Here is a 6,224-nt window from a genome sequence, read left to right as displayed (position 1 = left end):
GAAGTCTTTTGAGTACTTACCCATGAAAAACGCCCCATAAGGTTGGATAGGTGTCCAACATTTGGGGCGCAGTTCACCGGTTGTAGGAGCCAGCGGAGCTGGCGAAAAACACATCTAAAAATCGCCGTACCTCAATCCTTGCGCCGCTTCAGCTGATCCGTCAGCTGCGTCGGCAGCCCCTTGATGGTCAGGGTGCCGGCCGTTTCGTCGTATTCCACCTTCGAGCCCAGTAGGTGCGCCTCGAAACTAATGGACAGGCCTTCGGCCCTGCCGGTAAAGCGGCGGAATTGGTTGAGGGTGCGTTTGTCCGCCGGGATCTCGGGGGATAGCCCGTAGTCTTTGTTACGGATGTGATCGTAGAACGCACGTGGCCGGTCTTCGTCGATCAGCCCGGACAGCTCTTCCAGCTCTACCGGTTCACCCTGACGGCTCTGCGAAGTGGCGTAGTCCACCAGTGCCTTGGTTTTTTCCCGGGTAGCCTCTTCGGGCAGGTCTTCGCTTTCCACGTAGTCGCTGAAGGCCTTGAGCAGGGCGCGAGTCTCGCCTGGCCCGTCTACGCCCTCCTGGCAGCCGATGAAGTCCCGGAAGTAATCCGACACCTTCTTGCCGTTCTTGCCCTTGATAAACGAAATGTACTGCTTGGACTGCTTGTTGTTCTGCCATTCCGACACATTGATACGCGCGGCCAGGTGCAGTTGGCCCAGGTCCAGGTGGCGGGAGGGTGTGACGTCGAGTTCGGCGTTCACCGCCACGCCATCGCTATGGTGCAGCAGGGCGATGGCCAGGTAGTCCGTCATGCCCTGGTTGTAATGAGCAAAAAGCACGTGGCCGCCTACCGAGAGGTTGGATTCTTCCATCAGCTTTTGCAGGTGCTCCACCGCTTCCTTGGAAAACGCAGTGAAGTCACGCTCGCCTTCAAGGTAGGCCTTGAGCCAGCCGCTGAAGGGGTAGGCGCCGGATTCCGGGTGGAACAACCCCCACGCTTTGCCTTGCTTGGCGTTGTAGCTTTCATTCAGGTCAGCGAGCATGTCATCCAGGGCCTGGGAGGGCTCCAGTTCGCGCTCGCGGGCATGCAACACCGCAGGGGTTCCATCGGGCTTTTTATCGATCAAGTGAACGATGCAGTGACGGATCGGCATGGACGTCTCGGGAATAGCGGAAAACGCCAAGTGTACCGTAACTGCCCCTTGCGGCGTACAAAGCGCCAAGCGCGGTGGTGTGCCCCGCGCTGGTGGGCCCAAGCGGTGGCCAGGGTCAGTATTTGTCTATTTTTTAGCCAAAAGGTCAATAAACGTTAATATTTACTGCCTTTGTGGCGGATATTTCTTTGGCTCTGTGCTAGTTTTGCCGGCTCTTACGCGGGTGGGCCAATGGCTTAGGCCGATGGCCCCAGCGTTAGGCTCTGTACGAAAAATTGGCGAGCCCGTTTTTGTACCAGGCCAGGCAGTGGCTATAAGCTCGAACCAAACAAGGTTTCGGGCATCTACATTTGCCGATTGGCGTGGCTGTAATCAGACGCCGGGCCCCGCTGGGGCCGGTCCGACGGCTGACGTTGCTCTGGCAACCCAACGAATTTGAAAGGGAAGAAAAACCACATGGCACTTACCAAAGACCAACTGATCGCTGACATCGCTGAAGCTGTAGACGCGCCAAAAGCTACCGCCAAGAACGCTCTGGAGCAGCTTGGCCAGATCGTTGCCGACCAGCTGGAAAACGGCGAAGAAATCACCCTGCCAGGTATCGGCAAGCTGAAAGTCAACGAGCGCCCTGCACGCACCGGTCGTAACCCATCCACCGGCGCCGCTATCGAAATCGCCGCCAAGAAAGTGGTGAAGTTCGTTCCTGCCAAAGTGCTGACCGACGCGATCAACAAGTAATTTGTTGCCTGCTGTCATAACCGTGCCCCAGGGCACGGTTTTTTTATGCCTGGCGTTTACGTTGCTCAGGCGTTTGGAAAGTCCAGGCCAGAAAGCGGCTTTGCTTCTGCCCTTGGCCCATGGCAACTTCCTGGACCTCGAATGCTTTCACGCGCTTGAGTAGCGCCCGCAGGGGAGGCAGGTTCGATGCCTTGGACACCAAGGAGGTGAACCAGCGCACCTGTGGCCCGTAAGCGACGCTCTCTTCGATCAGGCGGCTGATAAAGCGCAGCTCGCCACCCTCGCACCACAGCTCATTGTTTTGCCCGCCAAAGTTAAGCATGGGTAGCGTGCGGCTAGGGTCTGCCTTGCCCAGGGCTCGCCATTTTCGTTGACTGCCGACAACGGCTTCTTGGGCCGAGGCATGGAAGGGCGGGTTGCAGAAGGTCACATCGAAGCGATCTACCTCTTGTAGCACACCTTTGAGGATATGCGCAGGGTTAGGCTGCTGACGCAGCTCGATGGCCTTGCCCAGGCCATTGGCTTGGGCGATGGCCTGGGCGGAGGCCAAGGCTATAGGGTCAATATCCGAGCCTACAAAGCGCCAGCGATAATCCAAGTGGCCCAGCAGGGGGTAGATGCAGTTGGCGCCCGTGCCGATATCCAGCGCGCGCACGCCCGCGCCCCGTGGAGGCGCATTTTCAAAATCGGCGGCCAGTAGGTCGGCCACGCCGTGCACATAATCAGCTCGCCCCGGCACCGGTGGGCACAGGTAACCGGCGGGAATATCCCAAAACCGCACGCCATAGAGGGCCTTGAGCAGGGCTCGGTTGAATACCCGTACGGCGTCGGGGTTGGCGAAGTCGATGCTTTCTTTGCCATAGGGGTTGCGAATCACAAAGGCTGCCAGTTCCGGCGTGCCCTGAATCAGCTTGGGAAAGTCGTAACGGCCTTGGTGCCGGTTGCGAGGGTGCAGCGTGGCTTTCATAGAAGGGACCATAAGAAACGGCGAGCCGCCCTGTACGGGAAGTAAGGGCAGCAGCTCGCCGCCAAGGGTGGCAACGAGCCTGCAGAGAGCTTACAAAGAGCCTGCAGCGAGCCTATAGCGAGCTGATACGCGCGTGCTGCTCGGCCAGCTTGGCCAGGGCTTGCTCGGCTTCGGCCATCTTGGCGCGCTCTTTGTCGATCACCGCCGGTGGGGCTTTGTCCACGAAGGCGGCATTGGATAGCTTGCCACCCACGCGCTGGACCTCCCCTTGCAGGCGTTGGATTTCTTTATCCAAGCGAGCCAACTCCGCGCCTTTGTCAATCAGGCCCGCCATGGGCACCAGCACCTCCAGTTCGCCTACCAGCGCCGTGGCGCTCAGCGGTGCCTCTTGGCCGGCGCCAAGCACGGTGAAGGATTCGATCTTGGCCAGCTTGCGCAACAAGTGCTCATTCTCCGCCAAGCGCCGACGGTCTTCGTCGCTGGCATGGTTGAGGAACACCTGCAACGGCTTGCCCGGGCCGATGTTCATCTCGCCACGAATGTTACGCACGCCCAGCATCAGCTCCTTCACCCATTCGATGTCGCGCTCGGCTGCTTCATCGATACGCGCCTCCACGGCGACAGGCCATGGTTGAAGCATGATGGTCTTGCCTTCGATACCGGCCAGCGGCGCCAGGCGCTGCCAGATTTCCTCGGTGATGAAGGGCATGAAGGGATGAGCCAGACGCAGCGCGACTTCCAACACCCGTACCAGGGTGCGGCGGGTGCCACGTTGGCGTTCCACGGGTGCGTTTTCGTCCCATAGCACCGGCTTGGACAGTTCCAGGTACCAGTCGCAGTACTGATTCCAGATAAATTCGTACAGCGCCTGCGCCGCCAGGTCGAAACGGAACTGCTCTAACTGGCGGGTCACTTCGGCTTCGGTGCGCTGCAATTGGGAGATGATCCAGCGGTCCGCCAGGGACAGCTCTACCGTCTCACCGTTCTGGCCGCAGTCTTCGCCCTTGTCCAATACATAGCGGGCAGCGTTCCAGATTTTGTTGCAGAAGTTGCGGTAGCCTTCCACACGGCCCATGTCGAACTTGATGTCACGGCCGGTAGATGCCAGGGAGCAGAAGGTAAAGCGCAGGGCGTCGGTACCGTGGCTGTCGATGCCTTCAGGGAATTCTGCGCGGGTCTGCTTGGCGATTTTGTCCGCAAGCTTGGGCTGCATCAGGCCGCTGGTGCGTTTTTCCAGCAGGGCGTCGAGGGTGATGCCGTCGACGATATCCAGTGGGTCGAGCACGTTGCCCTTGGACTTGGACATCTTCTGCCCTTGGCCATCGCGCACCAAACCATGCACGTACACGGTTTTGAATGGCATCTGCGGCGTGCCGTCTGGGTTTTTTACCAGGTGCAGGGTCAGCATGATCATCCGGGCGACCCAGAAGAAAATAATGTCGAAGCCGGTGACCAATACATCGGTGGGGTGGAACGTCTTGAGGAATTCGGTCTGTTCTGGCCAGCCCAGGGTGGAGAACGTCCACAGCCCGGAGCTGAACCAAGTGTCCAGGACGTCGGTGTCCTGTTCGAGCTTCACCTCGGCGCCCAGGCCATGCTTGGCGCGCACTTCGGCTTCGCTGCGGCCCACATAGACCTTGCCGCTGTCATCGTACCAGGCAGGCACGCGATGGCCCCACCACAGCTGACGGCTGATGCACCAGTCCTGGATGTCGCGCATCCAGGAGAAGTACATGTTCTCGTATTGCTTGGGCACGAACTGGATGTCACCGTTTTCCACGGCGGCAATGGCCGGTTCTGCCAGCGGCTTGGTGGAAACGTACCACTGGTCGGTGAGCCAGGGCTCGATCACCGTGCCGGAGCGATCACCCTTGGGCACCTTTAGGGCATGGTCGTCCACGCTCACCAACAGGCCGGCAGTGTCGAAGTCCGCCACGATACGCTTGCGCGCCTCGAAGCGATCCAGCCCTGCGTATTGGGCGGGAAGGTTGGCGTCGATCTGGCTATTCACGCTGCCGTCGAGGTTGAACACTTGGGCACTGGCCAATACTTGAGCGTTCTTGTCGAAGATGTTCAGCAGTGGCAGGTTATGACGCTTGCCTACTTCGTAGTCGTTGAAGTCGTGGGCGGGCGTGATCTTCACGCAGCCGGTACCGAATTCAGGGTCGCAGTAGTCATCGGCGATGATGGGGATGCGTCGGCCCACCAAAGGCAGCTCGACAAACTGGCCAATCAGCGCCTGGTAGCGTTCGTCACTGGGGTTCACCGCCACGGCGGCGTCGCCCAGCATGGTCTCTGGGCGGGTGGTGGCCACGATCAGGTAGGCGTTGCCTTCTGCGGTGGTAGCGCCATCGGCCAGCGGGTAACGCAGGTTCCATAGGTGGCCCTTCTCGTCGTGGTTTTCCACTTCCAGGTCCGAGATGGCGGTGTGCAGCTTGGTATCCCAGTTCACCAGGCGCTTGCCACGGTAAATCAGGCCGTCTTCATGCAAGCGCACGAAGGCTTCCTTCACCGCCTCGGACAGGCCGTCGTCCATGGTGAAACGCTCGCGGGTCCAGTCCACCGAGGAGCCCAGGCGGCGGATCTGCCGGCTGATGTTGCCGCCGGACTGGCCCTTCCATTCCCAGACCTTCTCCAGAAATTTCTCGCGGCCCAAATCGTGGCGGTTCTGCCCCTTGGCTTCGAGCTGGCGCTCTACCAGCATCTGGGTGGCGATGCCGGCGTGGTCGGTGCCCGGCTGCCACAGGGTATTGCGGCCCTGCATTCGGCGGAAGCGAATGAGCGCGTCCATGATGGCGTTGTTAAAGCCATGGCCCATGTGCAGGCTACCGGTCACGTTTGGCGGCGGGATCATGATGGTGTACGGGTCGCCGGAGCCCTGGGGCGCGAAGTAGTTCTGCGCTTCCCAGGTCTGGTACCAGGAAGTTTCGATGGCGTGCGGCTGGTAAGTCTTGTCCATGCGCGGCAGGGCCCTGTAAGGCAAGTATTCGGGAAAGCCGCACAGTATAACGTCAAGGGCGCTCAGGGTGTAGGCGGCATCCGCCTAGTCGAAGCAGACGCGGGCGACGCCTACCCTCTGACGAGTCAGCGCGCCTGTTCGGCCTGCTGGCGCTTGCGCAGGGCCTCCAGGCGCAGGCGTTCACGCTGTTGAGCGGCGCGTTGATCCTGGCGGCGGTACTCTGCCGCGCGCTGGGCCTGGCGTGCGTTCTCGGCAGCGTGGCGGCGCTGGGTTTCGGCCTGCTGGTTCACCGCCACCACTGAGTAGGCTTGCGCCATGGAAGGGCTTGGCGTGAACGGGTTCTGCGCCAGTGCGGGCAGGCTTAGCGCGCTCAGCAACACTGCAAGACAGGTAGGTTTCATTGCGTCTCTCGGCACGTATC

The 6,224-nt window shown here is 60.4% G+C and carries 5 protein-coding genes; 1 reads left to right on the top strand and 4 read right to left on the bottom strand.

The genetic code is table 11. The features are described 5' to 3' along the window. Positions 1 to 131 precede the first annotated feature (131 nt). The gene (yejK, locus tag ACWKV4_RS15265) at positions 132 to 1,139 is read right to left on the bottom strand and encodes a nucleoid-associated protein YejK (RefSeq protein ID WP_483832928.1); all 1,008 of its coding nucleotides are present in this window, start codon (positions 1,137 to 1,139) and stop codon (positions 132 to 134) included. Between the two features lie 456 nt (positions 1,140 to 1,595). Between yejK and ACWKV4_RS15260 the strand changes: the two genes are divergently transcribed. Next, positions 1,596 to 1,877, top strand: coding sequence for an HU family DNA-binding protein (locus ACWKV4_RS15260; protein WP_483832927.1), 282 nt, complete (start codon positions 1,596 to 1,598; stop codon positions 1,875 to 1,877). A gap of 43 nt (positions 1,878 to 1,920) precedes the next feature. On the opposite strand, the gene rlmF is transcribed toward ACWKV4_RS15260, so the two are convergent. The 3 genes from rlmF to ACWKV4_RS15245 form a co-directional block, all read right to left on the bottom strand. After that, positions 1,921 to 2,844 carry a 23S rRNA (adenine(1618)-N(6))-methyltransferase RlmF gene (gene rlmF / locus ACWKV4_RS15255; RefSeq protein ID WP_483832926.1) on the bottom strand — a complete coding sequence of 308 codons (924 nt, stop codon included), beginning with the start codon at positions 2,842 to 2,844 and terminating at the stop codon, positions 1,921 to 1,923. Between the two features lie 112 nt (positions 2,845 to 2,956). Then, on the bottom strand, positions 2,957 to 5,803 hold the full coding sequence (locus ACWKV4_RS15250) for a valine--tRNA ligase (protein WP_483832925.1): 2,847 nt from the start codon (positions 5,801 to 5,803) through the stop codon (positions 2,957 to 2,959). Positions 5,804 to 5,928: 125 nt separating this feature from the next. After that, entirely contained in the window at positions 5,929 to 6,204 is a 276-nt protein-coding gene (locus ACWKV4_RS15245) for a hypothetical protein (protein WP_483832924.1), read from the bottom strand. Between the last annotated feature and the right edge of the window lie 20 nt (positions 6,205 to 6,224).

Source organism: Pseudomonas artemisiae (assembly GCF_057128685.1).
Note: the sequence above shows the minus strand (reverse complement) of the source record. Positions and strands in the feature narration are given on the sequence as shown.

Bases quoted from the DNA above. Each gene is read 5' to 3' on its own strand.
- ACWKV4_RS15260 (WP_483832927.1), top strand. From the start codon at position 1,596: ATGGCACTTACCAAAGACCAACTGATCGCTGACATCGCTGAAGCTGTA.
- ACWKV4_RS15250 (WP_483832925.1), bottom strand. From the start codon at position 5,803: ATGGACAAGACTTACCAGCCGCACGCCATCGAAACTTCCTGGTACCAG.
- ACWKV4_RS15245 (WP_483832924.1), bottom strand. From the start codon at position 6,204: ATGAAACCTACCTGTCTTGCAGTGTTGCTGAGCGCGCTAAGCCTGCCC.
- yejK (WP_483832928.1), bottom strand. From the start codon at position 1,139: ATGCCGATCCGTCACTGCATCGTTCACTTGATCGATAAAAAGCCCGAT.
- rlmF (WP_483832926.1), bottom strand. From the start codon at position 2,844: ATGAAAGCCACGCTGCACCCTCGCAACCGGCACCAAGGCCGTTACGAC.